21 protein-coding genes and 2 pseudogenes are annotated in these 19,303 nt (G+C 73.2%); 9 read left to right on the forward strand and 14 right to left on the reverse strand.

Annotated elements, in window-relative coordinates; genetic code table 11:
- Positions 1-44 precede the first annotated feature (44 nt).
- Genes pdhA through C1I98_RS05120 form a run of 3 tightly spaced genes read left to right on the forward strand, consistent with a single transcriptional unit; the run spans position 45 to position 3,459 of the window.
- Positions 45-1,163 (forward strand): pyruvate dehydrogenase (acetyl-transferring) E1 component subunit alpha, encoded by a 1,119-nt coding sequence (gene pdhA, locus C1I98_RS05110; RefSeq protein ID WP_111165904.1) that lies wholly within the window; start codon positions 45-47, stop codon positions 1,161-1,163.
- Positions 1,160-2,170 (forward strand): alpha-ketoacid dehydrogenase subunit beta, encoded by a 1,011-nt coding sequence (locus C1I98_RS05115; RefSeq protein ID WP_111165905.1) that lies wholly within the window; start codon positions 1,160-1,162, stop codon positions 2,168-2,170. Before pdhA ends, C1I98_RS05115 begins: the two co-directional genes overlap by 4 nt.
- A complete protein-coding gene (locus C1I98_RS05120; protein ID WP_111165906.1) occupies positions 2,167-3,459 on the forward strand; it encodes a dihydrolipoamide acetyltransferase family protein in 1,293 nt (430 codons plus the stop codon). Before C1I98_RS05115 ends, C1I98_RS05120 begins: the two co-directional genes overlap by 4 nt.
- Before the next feature lie 36 nt (positions 3,460-3,495).
- Here C1I98_RS05120 and paaE read toward each other — a convergent pair whose 3' ends face one another.
- The 6 genes from paaE to paaZ are packed head-to-tail and all read right to left on the reverse strand — an operon-like array spanning position 3,496 to position 9,020.
- The gene (gene paaE, locus C1I98_RS05125) at positions 3,496-4,548 is read right to left on the reverse strand and encodes a 1,2-phenylacetyl-CoA epoxidase subunit PaaE (protein ID WP_111165907.1); all 1,053 of its coding nucleotides are present in this window, start codon (positions 4,546-4,548) and stop codon (positions 3,496-3,498) included.
- A gap of 4 nt (positions 4,549-4,552) precedes the next feature.
- Positions 4,553-5,032, reverse strand: coding sequence for a 1,2-phenylacetyl-CoA epoxidase subunit PaaD (gene paaD / locus C1I98_RS05130; protein WP_111165908.1), 480 nt, complete (start codon positions 5,030-5,032; stop codon positions 4,553-4,555).
- The gene (gene paaC / locus C1I98_RS05135) at positions 5,026-5,817 is read right to left on the reverse strand and encodes a 1,2-phenylacetyl-CoA epoxidase subunit PaaC (protein ID WP_111165909.1); all 792 of its coding nucleotides are present in this window, start codon (positions 5,815-5,817) and stop codon (positions 5,026-5,028) included. The genes paaD and paaC overlap by 7 nt, the downstream gene beginning before the upstream one ends.
- The gene (paaB, locus tag C1I98_RS05140) at positions 5,798-6,076 is read right to left on the reverse strand and encodes a 1,2-phenylacetyl-CoA epoxidase subunit PaaB (protein WP_111165910.1); all 279 of its coding nucleotides are present in this window, start codon (positions 6,074-6,076) and stop codon (positions 5,798-5,800) included. Before paaB ends, paaC begins: the two co-directional genes overlap by 20 nt.
- A complete protein-coding gene (gene paaA, locus C1I98_RS05145; protein WP_111165911.1) occupies positions 6,073-6,990 on the reverse strand; it encodes a 1,2-phenylacetyl-CoA epoxidase subunit PaaA in 918 nt (305 codons plus the stop codon). The genes paaB and paaA overlap by 4 nt, the downstream gene beginning before the upstream one ends.
- The gene (paaZ, locus tag C1I98_RS05150) at positions 6,987-9,020 is read right to left on the reverse strand and encodes a phenylacetic acid degradation bifunctional protein PaaZ (RefSeq protein WP_111165912.1); all 2,034 of its coding nucleotides are present in this window, start codon (positions 9,018-9,020) and stop codon (positions 6,987-6,989) included. The genes paaA and paaZ overlap by 4 nt, the downstream gene beginning before the upstream one ends.
- Before the next feature lie 55 nt (positions 9,021-9,075).
- On the opposite strand from paaZ, the gene C1I98_RS05155 reads away from it, so the two are divergent.
- A complete protein-coding gene (locus C1I98_RS05155) occupies positions 9,076-9,876 on the forward strand; it encodes an enoyl-CoA hydratase-related protein (RefSeq protein WP_111165913.1) in 801 nt (266 codons plus the stop codon).
- Here the strand turns inward: C1I98_RS05155 and C1I98_RS05160 are convergent.
- Together C1I98_RS05160 and C1I98_RS05165 are read right to left on the reverse strand one after the other, a co-directional pair.
- Complete coding sequence (locus C1I98_RS05160; RefSeq protein ID WP_111165914.1) at positions 9,861-10,709, reverse strand: 3-hydroxyacyl-CoA dehydrogenase family protein; 849 nt, start codon at positions 10,707-10,709, stop codon at positions 9,861-9,863. The two genes, C1I98_RS05155 and C1I98_RS05160, sit on opposite strands and share 16 nt — an antisense overlap.
- Entirely contained in the window at positions 10,706-11,443 is a 738-nt protein-coding gene (locus C1I98_RS05165; protein WP_111165915.1) for an enoyl-CoA hydratase/isomerase family protein, read from the reverse strand. Before C1I98_RS05165 ends, C1I98_RS05160 begins: the two co-directional genes overlap by 4 nt.
- Positions 11,444-11,525: 82 nt before the next feature.
- Here C1I98_RS05165 and C1I98_RS05170 point away from each other — a divergent pair, with 82 nt between their 5' ends.
- Positions 11,526-12,137: a TetR/AcrR family transcriptional regulator gene (locus C1I98_RS05170; protein WP_111165916.1), complete on the forward strand. Its 612-nt coding sequence runs from the start codon at positions 11,526-11,528 to the stop codon at positions 12,135-12,137.
- A gap of 15 nt (positions 12,138-12,152) precedes the next feature.
- Here the strand turns inward: C1I98_RS05170 and C1I98_RS43565 are convergent, their stop codons facing one another.
- From C1I98_RS43565 to C1I98_RS45550, 3 genes and pseudogenes are all read right to left on the reverse strand, one after another.
- Positions 12,153-12,359 (reverse strand): Clp protease/crotonase-like domain-containing protein, encoded by a 207-nt coding sequence (locus tag C1I98_RS43565; protein ID WP_233507182.1) that lies wholly within the window; start codon positions 12,357-12,359, stop codon positions 12,153-12,155.
- Positions 12,360-12,468: 109 nt separating this feature from the next.
- Positions 12,469-12,942, reverse strand: a pseudogene (locus C1I98_RS45545) (enoyl-CoA hydratase-related protein); the annotation flags it as partial.
- A gap of 20 nt (positions 12,943-12,962) precedes the next feature.
- Positions 12,963-13,366, reverse strand: a pseudogene (locus C1I98_RS45550) (amidase family protein).
- On the opposite strand from C1I98_RS45550, the gene C1I98_RS43580 reads away from it, so the two are divergent.
- Positions 13,367-13,828: an MBL fold metallo-hydrolase gene (locus C1I98_RS43580; RefSeq protein WP_233507187.1), complete on the forward strand. Its 462-nt coding sequence runs from the start codon at positions 13,367-13,369 to the stop codon at positions 13,826-13,828.
- Here the strand turns inward: C1I98_RS43580 and C1I98_RS05185 are convergent.
- The 3 genes from C1I98_RS05185 to C1I98_RS05195 are packed head-to-tail and all read right to left on the reverse strand — an operon-like array spanning position 13,825 to position 16,323.
- Positions 13,825-14,559 (reverse strand): peptidylprolyl isomerase, encoded by a 735-nt coding sequence (locus tag C1I98_RS05185; protein ID WP_111165924.1) that lies wholly within the window; start codon positions 14,557-14,559, stop codon positions 13,825-13,827. The two genes, C1I98_RS43580 and C1I98_RS05185, sit on opposite strands and share 4 nt — an antisense overlap.
- A gap of 40 nt (positions 14,560-14,599) precedes the next feature.
- Entirely contained in the window at positions 14,600-15,826 is a 1,227-nt protein-coding gene (locus C1I98_RS05190) for an FAD-dependent monooxygenase (RefSeq protein WP_111165918.1), read from the reverse strand.
- Positions 15,823-16,323, reverse strand: coding sequence for a nitroreductase family deazaflavin-dependent oxidoreductase (locus tag C1I98_RS05195; protein WP_111165925.1), 501 nt, complete (start codon positions 16,321-16,323; stop codon positions 15,823-15,825). The genes C1I98_RS05190 and C1I98_RS05195 overlap by 4 nt, the downstream gene beginning before the upstream one ends.
- 161 nt (positions 16,324-16,484) lie before the next feature.
- Between C1I98_RS05195 and C1I98_RS05200 the strand changes: the two genes are divergently transcribed.
- The 3 genes from C1I98_RS05200 (at position 16,485) to C1I98_RS05210 (ending at position 19,258) form a co-directional block, all read left to right on the forward strand.
- Entirely contained in the window at positions 16,485-17,102 is a 618-nt protein-coding gene (locus C1I98_RS05200; protein ID WP_111165919.1) for a TetR/AcrR family transcriptional regulator, read from the forward strand.
- A 125-nt stretch (positions 17,103-17,227) separates the two neighbouring features.
- A complete protein-coding gene (locus tag C1I98_RS05205) occupies positions 17,228-18,331 on the forward strand; it encodes a M4 family metallopeptidase (RefSeq protein WP_111165920.1) in 1,104 nt (367 codons plus the stop codon).
- 168 nt (positions 18,332-18,499) lie between these two features.
- Positions 18,500-19,258 (forward strand): IclR family transcriptional regulator, encoded by a 759-nt coding sequence (locus tag C1I98_RS05210; protein ID WP_158557918.1) that lies wholly within the window; start codon positions 18,500-18,502, stop codon positions 19,256-19,258.
- The last annotated feature ends 45 nt before the right edge of the window (positions 19,259-19,303 follow it).

Consider the following 19,303-nt stretch of genomic DNA (forward strand, 5'->3'; position numbering starts at 1 on the left):
TGCTTCATATTCCTAACACTGATGTAGTGTGGAGGTGAAGTCACATGACGGGTCTCGCGCAAGCCCTGCTTCCCTCGGCGGAACCGGTGCGGTTCCTGACCGACGAGGGGGCCGTGGCCAAAGGCCGTCATCGGCACCCGGTCCCCGATCCCGGGCTGCTGCGCCGGGCGTATCGGGCGATGGTCGTCGGCCGCCGGTTCGACGCGCAGGCGACCGCGCTGACCAAGCAGGGACGGCTGGCGGTATATCCGTCCAGCCACGGGCAGGAGGCGTGCCAGGTCGGCTCGGTCCTCGTCCTTTCCGAAGGCGACTGGTTCTTCCCCACCTACCGGGAGTCGGTCGCGCTGGTGACCCGGGGCATCGACCCGGTGGAGGTGCTGTCCCTGCTCCGCGGCGACGCGCACTGCGGGTACGACCCGGTGCGCCATCACGTGGCCCCGCAGTGCACCCCGCTGGCCACCCAGTCCGTGCACGCGGCCGGGCTCGCGTACGCCGAGCGGCGCGTGGGCACCGGGCGCGTCGCGCTGGTCTGCGTGGGCGACGGCGCGACCAGCGAGGGCGACTTCCACGAGGCGCTCAACTTCGCGGCGGTGTTCAAGGCGCCGGTGGTCTTCCTGGTGCAGAACAACCACTACGCCATCTCGGTGCCGCTGGAGCGGCAGACCGCCGCCCCGTCGCTGGCGTACAAGGGCATCGGGTACGGCGTGCCGTCCGAGCGGGTGGACGGCAACGACCCGGTCGCGGTGCTCGCCGTGCTCACCTCGGCCGTCGAGCACGCCCGTTCCGGTCAGGGCCCCTACCTGGTGGAGGCGCACACCTACCGGCTGGAATCGCACACCAACGCCGACGACGCCTCCCGCTACCGCACCGACGACGAGGCCGAGAAGTGGAGGCGGCGCGACCCCATCGCCCGCCTGGCGCGGTACCTGCGGCGGCGCGGGCACCTCACCGACGCCGACACCGCCGCGTGGTCCGCCGAGGCCGAGGAACTGGCCGCCGACCTGCGGGCGCGGATGAACGCCGACCCCGAACTCGCCCCGCTCGGGATGTTCGACCATGTCTACAGCGCACCGACCCCGCAGCTCACCGAGCAGCGCGAGGTCCTGCGAGTCGAACTTTCGGCCGAGCGGGCCGCCGACGAGGCCGAGGAGGCACTGACATGATCACAATGGCCCAGGCGCTCAACGCGGCCCTCGGCGACGCCATGGCCGAAGACGAGCAGGTCGTGGTCTTCGGCGAGGACGTCGGCGCGCTCGGCGGGGTGTTCCGCATCACCGACGGGCTGACCGCGAAGTACGGCGAGGACCGCTGCTTCGACACGCCGCTCGCCGAGTCGGGGATCGTGGGGTTCGCCGTCGGCATGGCCATGGGCGGCTTCCGGCCCGTGGTGGAGATGCAGTTCGACGCGTTCGCCTACCCGGCCTTCGAGCAGATCGCCTCGCACGTGGCCAAGACCCGCAACCGCACGCGCGGGCGGGTCGGCCTGCCGCTGGTCATCCGCATCCCCTACGGGGGCGGAATCGGCGGCGTGGAGCACCACTGCGACTCCAGCGAGGCCTACTACGCGCACACGCCCGGCCTGAAGGTCGTCACGCCCGCGACCGTCCAGGACGCGTACTCGCTGCTGCGCGAGGCGATCGACGATCCCGACCCGGTCGTCTTCATGGAACCCAAGAAGCTGTACTGGTCCAAGGCGGACATCGGGCGGCTCGCGCGCACCGAGCCGTTCGGGCGCGCCGCCGTCCGGCGGGCCGGGAGTGACGCCACGCTCATCGCGTACGGCCCGAGCGTCCCCGTCGCCCTGGAGACCGCCGAGGCCGCCACCCAGGAGGGCTGGGACCTGGAGGTGATCGACCTGCGCACGATCGTGCCGTTCGACGACGCGACCGTCACCGCGTCGGTCCGCCGTACGGGCCGTTGCGTGGTGGTGGGCGAGGCCGCAGGCTTCGCGGGCGTCGGCGCGGAGATCGCCGCCCGAGTGCAGGAGCGCTGTTTCCACAGCCTGGCCGCCCCGGTGCTGCGGGTCACCGGCTTCGACGTGCCCTATCCGCCTCCCATGCTGGAACACCACCACCTGCCGAGCGTCGATCGCATCCTGGACACCCTCGACCGGCTCCAGCGCGACGACCTGCCCGACACGCGGTTCCTGGCCCTGGGCGGCGCGGCGTGAGCGCGACGGTCTTCCGGCTGCCCGACCTGGGCGAGGGCCTCACCGAGGCCGAGATCCTGGAGTGGAAGGTGTCGGTCGGCGACACCGTGGCGATCGACCAGATCGTGGTGGAGGTGGAGACGGCCAAGGCCGCGGTGGACGTCCCGGTCCCGCTCGCGGGCACCGTGGCCGAGCTGTACGCCGAGGTGGGCAAGGTCGTGGCGGTGGGTTCGCCGCTCATCGCGGTGAGCGGGCCCGGCGAGGCGGCGGACGGCGAGCGGCCGGACCCGGCGGCGGCCCGGTACCGCGAGGAGGAGCGGGCCGGGTCCGGCAACGTGCTGGTCGGGTACGGCACGAAGGAGGGCAGGCGGTCCCGCAGGCGCGCGGCCCGCAAGGCGCCGCCCACAGAGACCGGCACAGTGACCGCCCCAGAGACCGCCGTAGTGCAGGCGCGCGGCGAGGCCCCCCGGGTGATCTCGCCCGTGGTGCGCCGGCTGGCCAAGGAGGGCGGCGTCGACGTCGGCGCGCTCCCCGCGAGCGGCCCGGGCGGCGTGGTGCTGCGCCAGGACGTCGAGGCGGCCATCGCCGCCGGGCAGGCCCCCCGGCAGGACGACACCGATGTGGTACGCGTGCCCCTGACCGGGATACGGCGGACGATCGCCGACAAGATGTCCCGCAGCCGCCGGGAGATCCCGGACGCGACCACGTGGGTCGAGGCGGACGCCACCCCCCTGGTGCGGCTGAAGGAGGACATCCGGCGCGCCGACCCGGGCGCGGGCGTGGGCATGCTGGCCCTGTTCGCCCGGATCTGCCTGGCCGGGCTGCGCCGCTTCCCCGAGCTCAACGCCACGGTGGACACCGAGCGGCAGGAGATCGTCAGGATGTCCCGGGTGCACCTGGGGTTCGCCGCGCAGACCGATCGGGGCCTGGTGGTGCCGGTCGTCCGCGACGCCCACCGGATGACGCTGGCCGAACTCGCCGCCGCGCTGCGCGAGCGCACCGACCGGGCGCGCGAGGGGCGGCCGGCCCCGGCCGACCTCACCGGGGGCACGTTCACGCTCAACAACTACGGGGTGTTCGGGGTGGACGGCTCCACGCCGATCATCAACCATCCCGAGGCGGCCATGCTGGGCGTCGGCCGGATCGCCGACAAGCCCTGGGCGTTCGAGGGCGAGGTCCGCCTGCGCAAGGTGGCTCAGCTCTCGCTCACCTTCGACCACCGGGTCTGCGACGGCGGCGTCGCGGGAGGCTTCCTGCGGTTCGTCGCCGACTGCGTGGAGCGGCCCGAGGTGCTGGTCACCCACCTGTGACGGGTACGGCGGCGCGCGCCGCCGTACCCTGCGGGGTCAGCCGTCGTAGTCCAGGGTGAGCTCGCCGGAGGCCGGGACGGCCTGGCAGGTGAGGACGAATCCGGCGGCCAGCTCTTCGGGTTCCAGCGCGAAGTTGCGCCGCATGTCCACCTCGCCGCTGACCAGCCGGGCCCGGCAGGTGCCGCAGACGCCGCTGCGGCACGCGTACGGCGCGTCGGGACGGACCCGCCGCGCGGCGTCCAGCAGCCGGGTCTCGCGCGTGGCGCGCAGCGTGGTGGCCCGGCCGTCCAGCACGATCGTCACCTCGCTGCCCTGCGCCTCCTCGGCCGGCTCCTCGTGCCGCCGCGGGGCGGGGGCCTCGTCCTCGACGTAGAACAGCTCCTGGTGGACGCGCTCGCGCGGCACGCCGAGATCGGCGAGCACCCGGCGGGTCTCCATGACCAGGCCCAGCGGCCCGCACAGCCACCAGTGCCCCACCTCGGCCACCGGGTACAGCCTGGGCAGCAGGCCGGCCAGGGCGGCGTGGTCGAGCCTGCCGCCGAGCCCGGCCTCCCTCGGCTCCCGCGACAGCACGTGCGCCACGTCGAACCGGTCCAGGTGGGCGTCCTTCAGGTCGGCCAGCTCGTCGGCGAACATCACCGTCTGGCCGCGGCGGTTGGCGTACAGCAGGGAGACTCGCGCGCCGGGGTCGCGCAGGGCGGCCCCGGCGATGGACATGATCGGCGTGATGCCGGACCCGGCGGCGATCAGAACGTGGTGCTGCGGCCGGTCCAGGGGCGGGGTGAAGTTCCCGGAAGGCGGCAGCGCCTCGATGACGTCGCCGGGGCGGACCTCGTGTACCAGCCAGGAGGAGAACAGCCCGGAGGGCACCTCGCGCACCCCGATCCGCAGGGCCTCCCCGTCGGGGGCGCAGATCGAGTAGGAGCGGCGTTCCTCCCGGCCTTCGACCAGCCGCCGCAGGGTCAGGAACTGCCCGGGCGCGAAGGCGAACGCCCCGGACGCGGCCGCGGGGACGTCGAAGGTGATCGCGACGGCGTCGTCGCACAACCGCTCGACCTCCTGTACGGGCAGCGGGTGAAAGCGGCTCACGGCTTCAGATCTCCTTGACGCGTTCGAACGGTTCGAGGCAGCGGCGGCAGCGGTGCAGCGCCTTGCAGGCGGTGGAGCCGAACGGCGACAGCTCGACGGTGTCGGCCGAGTCGCAGCGCGGGCAGCGCACCACCCGCCTGATCGGCCCCAGATCGACCGCCCCCGGGCGGGGGGCCGCACCGGGGGGCGCTATCCCGGCCGCGCGCAGCTTCTCCCGGCCCGCCGCGGAGATCCAGTCGGTGGTCCACGGCGGGTCCAGTACCGTGCGCACCTCGACCCTGGGGTAGCCCTCCTCGCGCAGCCGGGCGCGCAAATCCTCCCGCATCGCCTCGATCGCGGGGCAGCCGGTGTAGGTGGGCGTGATGGACACCACCACCACGCCCTCCGTCTCGCGCACGTCGCGCAGCACGCCCAGCTCGGCCAGGGTCAGCACGGGCAGTTCGGGGTCCATCACGGTCTCCGCGGCCTGCCTGGCGGTCACCATGTCGCCTCCGGGTGGGCACGGGCCACGCTCTGCAGCTCGCCGAGCAGCGCGGGCATGGCGGCCGAGTGCTCGCCGTACCGGCCGGTGCCGCCGCGCGGCGGCTCGGGCAGCTGCCGGTGGCGCAGCGTGGCCGCCGCGGCGACCTGGGCCAGCACCTGTTCCAGTTCGGGGCGCGCGGTGGCCGGATCGACGCCGATCCCGGCGGCCGCCATCCGGAGTTCGACGGGGTGGGCGTGCAGCAGTTCGGCGGCGCCGGCCAGGATGGAGTCCCAGGCGAGCTGGGCACGGCGGTGGGAGACGTCGGTGCCGTCGCCGAGCCTGACGACCCACTGCGCGGCGTGGTCGCGGTGGTAGGCCAGTTCCTTGACGGCCTTCTTGGCCACGGCCGCAAGGCCCGCGTCCCGTGAGCGGGTCAGCCCGCCGAACACGGCCAGCCGCCAGGTGGCGAACACCAGCAGCCCGGTCATGGCCACCGCGAAGTCACCGGTCGTCTCGGTGAACCGCACGTTGCGGAACTCCGCGGCCTCCCGGAAGAACGCCAGCCGGTCCTCGTCCCGCCCGGCCCCTTCGGCCTCGCCCGCCATGGTGAGCAGCAGGCGGGCCTGGCCGAGCAGGTCGAGCGCGATGTTGGCGAGCGCGACCTCTTCTTCGATCTCCGGGGCGCGGGCGCACCACTCCTGAAGGCGGTGCGACATGATCAGCGCGTCGTCGCCGAGCATCAGGCAGTACGCCGCCAGGTCCGCGGACTCGACGGACTCTGTGGACTCAGATGTGAGGGACGTCATCGGGGATCTCGTAGAACGTGGGGTGACGGTAGATCTTGTCGGCGTTCGGGGCGAAGAACGGGTCGCGCTCCTCCGGGCTGGAGGCGGTGATGTGCTCGCTGCGCACCACCCAGATGCTCACGCCCTCGGCCCTGCGGGTGTAGAGGTCGCGCGCGTTGTGCAGGGCCATGGCCTCGTCGGCGGCGCGCAGCGAACCGGCGTGTACGTGGTTCAGGCCGCGCCTGGCGCGGATGAACACCTCCCACAGCGGCCAGCTCATGCCGCCCGCCCTACCCGCTTGGCGGCGTGCGCCGAGGCCGCCTCGCGCACCCAGGCGCCCTCCTCGTGCGCGGCCCGCCGTACGGCGATCCGCTCGGCGTTGCACGGCCCGTCGCCGGCGATCACGCGGCGGAACTCCTCCCAGTCCACCTCGCCGAAGTCGTAGTGCCCGCGCTCTTCGTTCCAGCGCAGCTCCGGGTCGGGCAGCCGGATCCCGAGGGCGTCGGCCTGCGGCACGCTCATGTCCACGAACCGCTGACGCAGCTCGTCGTTGGAGTGCCGCTTGATCTTCCAGGCCATCGACCGGGCGGTGTTGGGCGACTCGGCGTCCGGCGGGCCGAACATCATCAGCGACGGCCACCACCACCGGTCCACCGCGTCCTGGACCATCTCGCGCTGCGCCGGGGTGCCGCGCATCATCGTCATCAGCAGCTCATAGCCCTGCCGCTGGTGGAAGGACTCCTCCTTGCAGATGCGGATCATCGCCCGCGCGTAGGGGCCGTAGGAGGTACGGCACAGCGGCACCTGGTTGCAGATCGCCGCCCCGTCCACCAGCCAGCCGATCACCCCGACGTCGGCGAAGGTCAGGGACGGGTAGTTGAAGATGGAGGAGTACTTTTGCGCGCCGGAGATCAGCTTGGCGGTGAGGTCGGCCCGGTCCGCGCCGAGGGTCTCGGCCGCCGCGTACAGGTACAGGCCGTGGCCGGCCTCGTCCTGGACCTTGGCCAGCAGGATCGCCTTGCGCCGCAGCGAGGGGGCCCGGGTGATCCAGCGGCCCTCCGGCTGCATGCCGATGATCTCGGAGTGGGCGTGCTGGGCGATCTGCCGGACCATCGTGGCGCGGTAGGCGTCCGGCATCCGGTCACGGGGCTCGATCCGCTGGTCACGGGCGATGATCGCGTCGAAGTCGGTCATTCCGTCCCCTCCTTTCTGACCATGGTGAGCACGTCGTAGGCGGCCACCACGGCCCCGTCCTGGTTGGTCACCCGGGTGTCCCAGCGCACCTCGCCGTAGTCGGCGTCCTCGCGAGGGGTGATCTGCTTGGCGGTCAGGGTCACGCTCAGGTCGTCGCCGGGGTAGACGGGGGTCAGGAAGCGCAGGTTCTCCAGGCCGTAGTTGGCCAGCACCGGGCCGGGGTCGGGGTCCACGAACAGGCCCGCGGCCAGCGAGACGATCATGTAGCCGTGCGCCACCCGGCCCTCGAAGAACGGGTTGGCGGCGGCGGCCTCCTGGTTCATGTGCGCGTAGAAGGTGTCGCCGGTGAACTCCGCGAAGTGCTCGACGTCCGCGAGTGTCACGGTGCGCGGGCCCGCGGTCACCGAGTCGCCCACGCGGAGTTCGCCGAGGTGCTTGCGGAAGGGGTGGACGCCCTCGGCACGCGGCGCGCCCTGGGTCCACCGCCCGGTGAGGGCGCTCATCATGGCCGGTCCGGCCTGCACCGCCGTGCGCTGCATGTGGTGCAGCACGCCCCGGATGCCGCCCAGTTCCTCGCCGCCTCCGGCCCTGCCGGGGCCGCCGTGCACGAGCATCGGCAGCGGCGAGCCGTGACCGGTGGACTCCGCGGCGTCCTCGGCGTTGAGCACCAGGATGCGGCCGTGCCAGGGCGCGACCCCGAACACGACCTCGCGGGCGAAGCCGGTGTCGGCGGTCACGACCGAGCCGACCAGGCTGCCCCGGCCGCGCGCCGCCAGTTCGACCGCCTCCCGCGTCGAGTTGTACGGCATCAGCGTGGCGACCGGCCCGAACGCCTCCACCTCGTGGACCTCGCCGCGTCCGGGGTCGTCCGCCCGCAGCAGGATCGGCGACAGGAACGCGCCCCGCTCGGCGTCGGCGTCGATCACCGCCACCCGGCCGGGGTCGCCGTAGATCGTGTCGGCCGCGCCCATCAGGGCCTTGACCGCGCGGCGGACCTCGTCGCGCTGCTCGCGGGCGGCCAGCGGGCCCATGGTGACCCCGTCGCCGGCCGGGTTTCCGATCTTCACGGCGGCCAGGCGTTCCGCGGTGGCCTCGGCCACCGCGCCGAGCAGGTCGGCCGGGACGATGGCGCGGCGGATCGCGGTGCACTTCTGCCCGGCCTTGGCGGTCATCTCGGTGACGAGCTGCTGGACGTACAGGTCGAACTCCGGTGTGCCGGGCCGGGCGTCGGGGCCGAGCACGGAGCAGTTCAGTGAGTCGGCCTCGGCGTTGAAACGCACCGAACGGGCCGCGACCGTGGGGTGGTCGCGCAGCCGGGCCGCCGTGGCGGCCGAGCCGGTGAACCCCACGACGTCCTGCTCGGTGAGGTGGTCGAGCAGGTCGCCCGCCTCGCCGCAGAGCAGTTGCACGGTCCCCTCGGGCAGCAGGCCGGACGCAACGATCAGCTCGACCAGCTTGTGGGTGAGGTACGCGGTCGGGGTGGCGGGCTTGATCAGGCTCGGCATCCCGGCCAGGAAGGCGGGCGCGAACTTCTCCAGCGGCCCCCACATCGGGAAGTTGAAGGCGTTGATCTGCACCGCGACGCCCGGCAGTGGCGTGCACAGGTGCCGGCCGACGAAGGTGCCGCCCTTGCCCAGCGGCTCCACCTCGCCTTCGACCAGCACGGTGTCGTTGGGCAGCTCGCGGCGGCCCTTGCTGCCGTAGGAGAGCAGCACGCCGATGCCGCCGTCCACGTCGATGCGGGAGTCGGCGAGGGTCGCGCCGGTGCGCGCCGACAGCGTGTACAGCTCCTTGCGGTGCTCGCGCAGGTACAGGGCGAGCTGCTTGAGCAGCAGGGCGCGCTGGTGGAATGTCAGCTCGCGCAGCGCGGGGCCGCCGGCCGAGCGCCCGTACGCGAGCGCCGCCGCCCGGTCCACGCCGGCGGCGGAGATCCGGGCCACCTCCTCCCCGGTCACCGCGTCCAGCACCGGGCGTCCCTCATCCGGCGGGACGTGCCATCGGCCTGACACGAAGCTACGCAGTGCGGTCAACGTGGCCTCCTTGATTAACCTACCGGACGTTCAGTTAGTAATGTAACGTAGCCACATGACAGATGGAAGCCTCGTCGCGGTCTCCACCGAGGGGCCGGTGGCCACGGTCACGCTGACCCGTCCCGCGCTCACCGCCCCGCTGAAGGTCGAACTGCGCGACGCCGTCGAGACGCTGGGGCGCGACCCCGAAGTGCGGGCGGTGGTCATCACCGGCATGGGAAGGGCCTTCTGCGTGGGGCAGGACCTGGCCGAGCACGCCGCCGCGCTGGAATCCGATCCCGAACACGCCTTCGACACGCTGCGCGAGCACTATCACCCCATCGTCCAGGCCCTGGCCACGATGCCCAAGCCGGTGATCGCCGCGGTGAACGGCTCCTGCGCGGGGGCGGGACTCAGCATCGCCCTGGCGTGCGACCTGCGGATCGCGGCCGAGGGGGCGCGGTTCGCCACCGCCTTCACCGGCATCGGCCTGACCTGCGACTCCGGGCTGTCGGCGAGCCTGGTCCGGGCGGTGGGCGCGGCCCGCGCGGCCGAACTGGTGCTGCTCGGCGAGCCGTTCACCGCCGGGCAGGCCGCAGAGTGGGGCCTGGTGACCCGAGTCGTACCGGCGGGCGAGCTAGCCACCGCGGCGGCGGAACTTGCGGCTCGGCTGGCCGCCGGGCCGACCCTGGCCTTCGCCGAGGCCAAGCGGGCCATGGCCGCCGCCACCACCCCGCCGCTGCCGGAGATCCTTGAGCGGGAGGCGGCGGCCCAGGCCCGGCTGGGGCGGACCACCGACCATCGCGACGCCGTGCGGGCCTTCCTGGACAAGCGCCGGCCGGTGTTCACCGGCCGGGCCGATCAGCTCCAGTCGTGAAAGCCCCGGCCGGTCTTGCGGCCCAGCTCGCCGCGGGCGACCTTCTCGCGCAGCAGGCGCGGCGGCGCGAACCGCTCGCCCAGCGTGCGGTGCAGGTACTCGGCGATGGCCAGGCGCACGTCGAGGCCGACCAGGTCGGTTGAGCGCAGCGGCCCCATCGGGTGCCGGTAGCCGAGCTCCATTGCCCGGTCGATGGACTCGGCGTCGGCCACGCCCTCTTCGAGCATCCTGATGGCCTCCAGGCCGAGCAGCACACCGAGCCGGCTGGTGGCGAATCCCGGGGAGTCCGCCACCACGACCTCGGACTTGCCCAGCGCGCGCACCCAGCCCATGGCCCGGTCCCGGGTCCGCTCCTCGGTGGCGGCGCCCATCACCACCTCCACCAGGCGGGAGGCGGGGACCGGGTTGAAGAAGTGCATGCCGAGGAAGCGCCCGGGGCGGCGGAGCACGGCGGCCAGCTCGCCGATCGACAGCGAGCTGGTGTTGCTGGCGATCACGGTGTCCTCGGTCACGACCCCTTCGGCCGCCGCCAGCACCTCCGCCTTCAGGACGGCCCGCTCGGGCACCGCCTCCACGACGAGCTCCGCCGTGGCGGGAAGTTCGGCCACGGCGGTGACCACGCGCACCCGGCCGAGCACCGCGGCCGGGTCCTCGGCCAGCCTGCCCCTGCCCGCGGCGGTCCGCACGCCTTCGGCGATCCGCTGTGCGGCGGCCTTCGCGGCGACCGGCTCCACCACGACCACCCGGGAGCCGAGCGCCGCGAAACACTGGGCGATGCCCGCGCCCATCCGCCCGCCGCCGATCACGCCGACCTCGGCCGGGATCCCCGTCATGACGACCTCCTGTCCAGGAAGGCCCGCATGCGTTCCGCCTTGTCCGCTCCCTCGAAGAGCACGGCCTGGGCCAGGTCGTCGGCCACCGGGTGCGGGCCGCGGGCGTCCAGCACCAGCTTGGTCAGCCGCAGCGCCACCGGGGAGGAGGACGCCATCCGGTCCAGCAGCACGTGCGCGCGCTCCAGCAGCCGGTCGGCCGGTACGACCTCGGCGACCAGCCCGAACCCGTGCGCCGCGGCGGCGTCCAGCCGCCTGCCGCCGAGCAGCACCTGCTTGGCGACCGACCGGCCGGCCAGCTCCGCCAGCCGCCAGCACGCCCCCGCCGCGGCGAGGATGCCGAGGCCCGGCTCGGGGTTGCCGAACACCGCCGACTCGCTCGCCAGCCTGATGTCGCAGGAGTAGGCCAGTTCGGCGCCGCCGCCGAGCGCGTAGCCGTCCACCGCGGCCACGGTGGGCATCGGGAGCCGGGCGATCCGGTCGAACAGCCTGCTGTTGATGCCCGCCAGCGCCTCCTCCCGGCCGCGCTCCAGCAGTTCCCGGATGTCCGCGCCGGCCGCGAACACGCCGCCCGCCCCGGTCAGCAGCAGCAGGCGGGGACGCCGCTCCAGCTCGCCGCACAGCGTGTGCAGTTCGTCGACCATCGCGGCGTCGATGGCGTTACGGGCTTCGGGTCTGTTCAGCGTGACGACGACCCGATCGTCCCGTTCTTCGACCAGCAGCGTCCGGTGGCTCATGCGTGCTCCATCCTTGCGACCTGGGCCCACCATATACTTACCGTACGTTCGGTTGGTTAGCTGGATCCGGACATGCCCCATAATGAACAAGGTGACGACGTTGGACCGAAGCCGGCCACGGCGGGGACGCCCGGGCTACAACAGGGAGAGCCTGCTCCAGGTGGCGGTCCAGGTCTTCAACGAGCGCGGCTACGACGGCACGAGCATGGACGACCTGTCCAAGAAGCTCGGCATCAGCAAGGCCGCCATCTACCACCACGTCTCCAGCAAGGACGAACTGCTGGAACTCGGGGTCAACCGCGCTCTCGACGGGCTCTTCGCGGCGGCGGCCGACGCGACCGCCGCCGAGGTCCCCGCGATCGACCGCCTCGCACAGCTCATCCGGGCCAGCGTCACGGTGCTGGTCGAGCGGCTGCCGTACGTCACCCTGCTGCTCAGGGTCCGGGGCAACACCGAGGTGGAGCAGCGGGCGCTCGACCGGCGGCGGCAGTTCGACCGGCTGGTGGCCGGGCTGGTCGCCGAGGCCAAGGCCGACGGCGACATCCGCCCCGACGTCGATCCCGCGGTCGCCGGCCGGCTGCTGTTCGGCATGGTCAACTCCGTGGTGGAGTGGTACCGGCCGAACGAGGCGACCAGCGCGGCCGAGCTGGCCGAGGCCATCCGCACGATGGCCTTCGACGGCTTCCGGCGCTGAGCGCCCGGCCTGCGGTCACCTGCCCACGTACACCGGGTCGCGCCCCTCGCGCAGCGCGGCCAGCCGTTCGGCGAAGTCCTGGGTGCCGAGCAACCGGTAGAGGGCGGGCACCAGTTCGGCGAAGACCTGGTGCGCGTGGCCCTCCAGGGCCAGGCGGCCCACCCGCAGCGTCTCGCGCAGCACCAGCGGCGGGTGCGCGGCGATCGTCTCGGCGAGCACCACGGCCCTGGCGAACTGCCGCCCCGGCTCGACGACCTCCTGGACCAGGCCGAGCCAGCGCCTCGGCGGCGTCCCACGGCTCGCCGGTGAGGATCCAGCGCATCGCGTTGCCCCAGCCCACCTCCAGCGGCATGCGCAGGCCGCCGCCTTCCGCGGGCGTGGTCCCCCGGCTCATCTCCCCCTGGCTGAAACTGGTGTCCGACGCGGCGACGCGGATGTCGGCGGCGAGCATCAGCTCGTGCGCCATCGCGCCGACCCGTCCCTGCACGGCGGCGACCAGGGGCTTGGACAGCCGGGTCGTCGTGCCGAACGGGTTGATCCTGCCCGGGCCGTCGGGGCTGTAGGTCCGGGCCTGGAGGGTGGGCAGGAAGCTCACCGGGTCCAGGCCGGCGGAGAAGTCGGGGCCTGCCGCGTGCAGCACGACGACCACGACCGCGTCGTCGTTGTCGGCCCGGTGGTAGAACTCGCCCAGGGCCTGGAGGGTGGGCGGGTCTATGGCGTTGGCGGCGTCCGGCCGGTCCAGCCGGATCAGCGCCAGCCGGTCCCGCCGCTCGTAACGGACCGTTTCCTGCTCGGTCGGGTTCATCTGCGCGTTCAACTCCTGATTCAGCGCCTGTTGGCGGCGACCGCCCGGGGGTCCCTGGCGTCGTAGGTCTCCATCGCCCGCAGCCCGAGGCGCAGGTCGGCCACGGTCCGCGCGATCGGGCCCTGCTCGACGAACGCCTGAACCGCCATCGGCGGGTCGAAGGACGGCGACCCGGACCAGGCGGGCACTCGGCCGGGCGTCGGCCGGAGGCCCGCCACCCCGCAGCACGCCGCCGGGTAGCGGATCGAGCCGCCGATGTCGCTGCCTGCGCGAGCGCGCACATGCCGAGCGCCACGGCGGCCGCCGCGCCGCCGCTGGAGCCGCCGGGGGTCACCGCCGGGTTCCAGGGGTTGACCGTCGCACCGTACAGGTCGTTCTCCGTGATCCAGCGGGTGGCGAGCTGACCCACGTACACGAGGACCACATGGGCTGGTCGGTGAGCCCTGCCGGGGTGCCGATGTTCCCGGAGGCGGAGTACGTGGTCCAGCGGACAGAGGTGGCGCGGCTCGCCGCGGACGGCCCGATGCGGGAGTACCTGATCGTCCCGCTCCAGCGGGCCGGCCTGCTGCGGGAGATCTCCGGCAGGCGGCGGCTGGCGGACGCCGGGGGCGGCCGGATCACCGCCGTCCCGACGCCTGGGCACACCGCCGGACACCAGTCGGTCCTCGTGGAGGACCGCGGCAGGCGTCTGGTGAGCACCGGAGACGTGCTGGTGCACGCCGTGCAAATGGTCAGCCCGCGGGTCGGCTACGCGCTGGAGGACGACCGGGCGGTGGCCGCCGCGACCCGCGTGGAACTGCTCGCGGACGCGCGGCGGCGCGGTGCCACGCTCGCGACGGCCCATCTGACCCGCCCGTTCGTCGGCTCCGGCGAGGCAGGTGTCTAGCGGTACACCCTGGCGCGCTTAATCTCGGCGGGGAGCACCGGCTTGCCGTCCACCGGCGGGGTCGGGCCGTCGGGCGTGGGCTGGATGCCGCCGGCCGCGACGCGGTCCAGTGCGGCGAGCCCGGGGCCGTCGACCGTGCCGAAGACGGTGTAAAGGGGCGGCAGCCCGGAGTCGCCGTAGACCAGGAAGAACTGGCTGCCGTTGGTGTCGGGCCCGGCGTTGGCCATGGCCAGCACGCCGCGGGCGTACGTCTTGCGGGTGCCCGTGGTGTCGCCCGGCCACGGCGGCAGGTCGGTGGGCAGCTCGTCCTTGTAGCGGTAGCCGGGGCCGCCCTCGCCGGTGAAGCTCGGGTCGCCGCACTGCAGGACCTTCAGCCGGTCGTAGGCGGTGAGCCGGTGGCAGGCGGTGAAGTCGTAGAACTTGTGCCTGATCAGGTGGACGAAGCTCTGTACCGTGCAGGGCGCCTTGGCCGCGTGCAGGGTCAGCCCGATGGGGCCGTGGTTGGTCTTGAGCACCGCGTGAACGGGACGTATCGGCGTGCGGCGCGGGTCGGGCGGCAGCGGCACCCTGCGCACGGGCGGATCGTCGGGGGTCTGCGTGTAGGCGCAGGGGCCCTTGGTCGTCCGGGGCGGCTTGTCCCCGCCGGCCGAGGCGGGCATCGCGCCCGCGGCGATCAGCGACCCGGTCGCCACCGCGGTGACGGCGAGTCGTAACAGCGCTCTGCTCGGCATGGTGTCCTCCAAGGGGGGTGGCCGACCGGCTCCCTGAGGTTTATTCGATCTGTTGCACGCCGTCAAGGGTCTCTGTCTCCGGGCCGCCGGCGAGGCGGGCGAGGGGGACGCCGGGTCTGCCGCCGAGGGCGGCGCTGATCAGGTCGCTGACTCCGGGCAGGCCGGTCAGCCGGATTCCGGCCCGGCGGATGAGCAGGGCGGCCGGCGAGGCGGGCAGGAACCAGTTCGCCCCGCGCCGGGCGCCGCGCTGCCGGGAGGCGACGATCGGCCGCCATACGCGCTCGTAGGCGGCGAGCGCCGCCTGGACACTGCCCGTGGTCTCCAGCCGCCGCGCCAGCAGGTGGCCGCCGGCCAGCGCGAGCGACGCGCCCTGGCTGGCCAGCGGGGACACCGCCGCGCACGCGTCGCCGAGCAGGGTGACCCTCCCCCGGCTCCAGCGGGGCAGCTCGATCTGGGCCATCTGGTCGTAGTAGATGTCCTCGGCGGCGGGGAGCGCGCCGAGGGCGCGGGGCACGATCCAGCGCAGCGAGCCGTACTCCTCGCGCAGCGCTTTCCGGACGTCGGCGGGAATGCGGGGATCGCCGGTACGGTGCACGGCGAAGGCCGTCACCCGCCCGTCCCCGACCCCGTACACGCCGAGCTGCCTGCCGTAGGAGTCGGTGAAACAGAACCGGCCCGCCAGCCGCCGGTGGACCTCCGGGTCGTCGAACAGCCAGGCGGCCATGTGGAAGCCCAGGTGGCGAAGGTACCGGCGCTCCGGCCCGAAGATCATGCCCCGGACCGCGGAGTGGACGCCGTCCGCGCCGACCAGCAGGTCGGCCTGCTCCGCCGTGCCGTCGGAGAGGGTGAGGCGCACCGGGCCGCCCGCCTCCCCGGTGTCCTGCACCGACGCGATCGTGCGACCGTAGCGGAGGTCCACGTCACCGCCGATCCGCTCGCGCACCGCCAGTTCGATGTGCGGGCGCGGGACGGTCAGCAGCCGCCCGCGCTGGGCCTTGAGGAAGCCGCGCTGGTCCAGCCCGGCGACCCGGACGCCGGACTCGTTCACATACGTCCACTCGCGGACGGGGTGGCTCAGCTCCTTCAGCCGGGGCAGGGCGCCCATCAGCTCGGCCGCGTCGTACCCCAGGCCCCAAAAATCGATCATGTAGCCCTGTTCGCGGGGCGTGGGGGCCTTCTCCACGACCACGACCCGCCAGCCCTGCGCGCCGAGCCGCTGGGCGAGGCCGAGCCCGGCGATCCCCGCGCCGCAGATCACGGCCTTCATCGGGGACTCCCTTCGGAGGGCCGGCGGGGGACGAACCGCACGAACGCGATCAGGCGCCCCACCTCCTCGTAGTCGGCCGTGCCGCCGTCCACCGCGAACCCCATGAAGCGGGCGAGCCTCCTGGCCAGGCGGGGATGCCTGCGCCCGTAGCGGGCCATGAGCCGCGCGCCTTCCGCAGGGGACAGCGGCTCGGCGGTCATGGGCCGCGGGCGCGCGCCGAGTTGCACGACCACCTCGGGGTTGCGCAGCACGTTGCGGTACCAGTCGGAACGCGTGCCGTAGCCCGACGGCCCGATGTGACCGCCGGTGACCGGGTCGTGCTCGATGGCCTCGATGACGACCTGGCGGGGCTTGCCGCTCACCCGGCCGATGTGGGTGAGCAGCATGAGCCGCCCGCCGAACAGCCTGCCGAGGCGCGCCCGGAACAGCAGGACGGGCAGCCGGAACGCCAGCCGCCGCAGGCCTGTGGGCGGGGCCGGCGTCGCGATTCGCCTCATGATCACCTCCCGGTGCCGACAATCGGCTTGGACGATCGCCTTGGGCAAGTGTCCAAAACAGTAGCACGGCCTCGCCCGGTGCTAGTTTTTGGGCGACCCCCCAGGGCGATCCCCCAGGGCGGTCGCCCGAAAAGCCGGAGGGTCCCAGGGGAGGGGTGGAGATGGCGGAGAGATCGGCGGACCGGGGGCGGGCCACCCGGCAGCGCCTGCTCGCGGCGGCCGGCCCCCTGGTCGGCGAGGTGGGCTGGAGCGGGGTGACCACCCGGCTGGTCGCCGAGCGGGCGGGGCTCGCCCCGGGCCTCGTGCACTACCACTTCGCCTCCGTGACCGACCTGCTGGTCGCCGCGTGCACGGCCCATGCCCGCGCGATGCTCGACGAGACCGCGCGGCGGCTGACCGCGCACGCCGACGTGGCCGCCGGCATCACCTGGCTGCTCGGCGAGCTGTCCCGCTACACCGGCGCCGACCCGGCCTCGCTCCTGCTGAACGAGGCTTTCATGGCCGCGGCGCGGGTGCCCGCGCTACGGGCCGAGCTGGCCGGGCTGCTGGCCGGTTTCCGCTCGGAGGTCACCGGCTGGCTGCACCGCGAGCGGCCGGAAGCGGACGCCGAGGCGCTGGCCGTACTGCTGGCCGCCGTCATCGACGGCATCATGCTGCACCGGGCCGTCGATCCCGCAACCGATCTGGCGGCGCTGGAAAGGCCGCTGCGCCTGTTGTTCGCCGGACGCGGCGACCTGCCCGCACCACGCCCGCGCCCCGGCCATATCGCCCGGCGATAACCGAAATGGACTGTTGACCGGTCCCTGGCCCCCACCTAGCATCCGAGCCGCAAGGCCGATCGGGCCGGAGTGACACGTCCGCCGCCCGTTCGAGCCTCCTGTCGCGGCGGCCGGAAAGAGGCATCGTGAGGTCATCCAAGGGATCGGCGGTCGCGGTCGCGCTCGCCGCGGGCATCGGCGTCGCAGCCGTCCCGGCGCAGGCCGACGCGCGATCCGCCACCGACGGCCCGGTCACGATCACCGCGACCGGCCACCACAACGGGCAGGTGCGGATCGACGTAACCGAGTCGGGCGAGAACTATCTCCTGATCGATCCGACCCGCCCCGGCACCCGGTGCGCCACCCCAAACGGCAGGACGGTGTCCATTCCCAAGGACCGCCCGCCCGGCCCCGGCAGCGAGACCTTCACGGCCTGCGTGGACATCATGTACGGCGCCCAGCGTCAGTGGGACATGCTGCGCGACTGGCTCGGCCGCAGCGGCCCGCCGGGCAACGGCCGCAACGCGCCCGCGGTCTACGACCCCAGCGGACGCGGCCCGATCTGGGGCGGTTACGTGATGTTCGGCCGCATGCCCACCGGCGGAGCGCCCGCGACGACTCTGGACCTGGTCGGCCACCAGTTCGGCCATCTCGTCTACCAGAGCACGCCGGGCGGGACGGGCTCGGGCAATGAGAGCGGCGGCCTGTTCGAGGGGGCGTCCGACATCTTCGGCGTGCTCACCGACCACTACGCCGACCATCCACAGAACCGGCCGAACTATTTGATCGGCGACTCCCCGAGCCTGATGGGGGACCGCCCGCTGCGCTACATGTACAACCCGAGCCTGCTCGGCGATCCGAACTGCTACTCCAGCGCGATTCCCAGCACCGAGGTACACGCCGCGGCGGGTCCGCTGAACCACTGGTTCTACCTGCTGGCCGAGGGCGCGAATCCGGGCGGCGGCAAGCCGTCCAGCCCGGTCTGCGGGGGCGACCCGGCGGCCCTGACCGGCATCGGCATAAGGCAGGCCGGCCGGATCTTCATGGGCGCGCTCCAGCGGAAGACCGCCCAGTGGAGCTACGCCAAGACCCGGGTGGCCTCGGTGGCCGCCGCGATCGACCTGTTCGGTCCCGGTTCGGCCGAGTGCGCGATCACCAAGGCGGCCTGGAGGGCCGTCAGCGTGCAGGAGCAGCCGGGCGAGGCGTCCTGCGCCGGATCGACCCCCTCCCCGGCTCCGGCCGGTCCCTAGCGGCCGGTCCGCCTGTGCCCGTCCGGCGAATGTGGCCGGACGCGGGCGGTGGAACCGTTACGCTGTCGGCCCAGGACGCCCAGGACGCCCAAGGGCGCGCTGGTAGGCATCGCCATTCCGTGATACGCGCTAGCATTCCATTAAGCGGAATTGCGAGGAGAGAGTGCAGTGGCTGATGCCCAATCCCCCGTGGGGAGCGTCGATCGTGCCCTGTTGATCCTTCAGGAGATCGGCAAACACAGCAGAGGGATCACGCTGGACGAACTCGCGACCCGGATCGGCCTGCCCAAGAGCTCCCTGCACCGGCTGCTCGGCGCGCTCAAGCACCGCGGGTTCGCCGCACAGCCGGAGACCGGCGGCCCCTACTTCCTGGGCACCGAGATGCTGGCCACGGCCTTCCGGTTCTACGAGACGATGGACCTGCGCACCCTGGTCCGGCCGCTGCTGCTGCGGCTGGGCGAGGAGTTCGCCGAGACCGTGCACATGGCCACGCTCGACGGCGGCGAGGTCGTCTACCTGGACAAGGTCGAGGCGATCAGGTCGATCACGATGACCTCGGTGATCGGCGGGCGCAACTCGGCCCACTGCACCGGCGTGGGCAAGGCGCTGCTGGCGTGGACCTACCCCACGGACGAGGCGCTTCGGGCGTGGGCGGACCGGTACGGCCCGCTGGGCACCCGGACCCGCAACACCATCACCAACCCCGCCAAGCTGGCCACCCACCTGGACCAGGTCAGACAGCGCGGCTACGCGCTGGACCTCGAGGAGAACGAGCCGGGGGTGCGGTGCGTGGCGGCCCCGGTGTTCATGGGCCGGTCCGCCCCGGTGGCGGCGGTGAGCGTGACCGCGATCAAGGACCGCATGTCGCCGGCCAGGATGGAGGAGGTCGGCCACGGCCTGCGCCGCGCGATAGCCGAGCAGGTCTGAACCCCGCCCCGCCCCGGGGCGGGGCGGGGTTCAGACCTGCTCGGC

It is taken from the genome of Spongiactinospora gelatinilytica, from assembly GCF_003236385.1.
Classification (GTDB): Bacteria; Actinomycetota; Actinomycetes; order Streptosporangiales; family Streptosporangiaceae; genus Spongiactinospora; species Spongiactinospora gelatinilytica.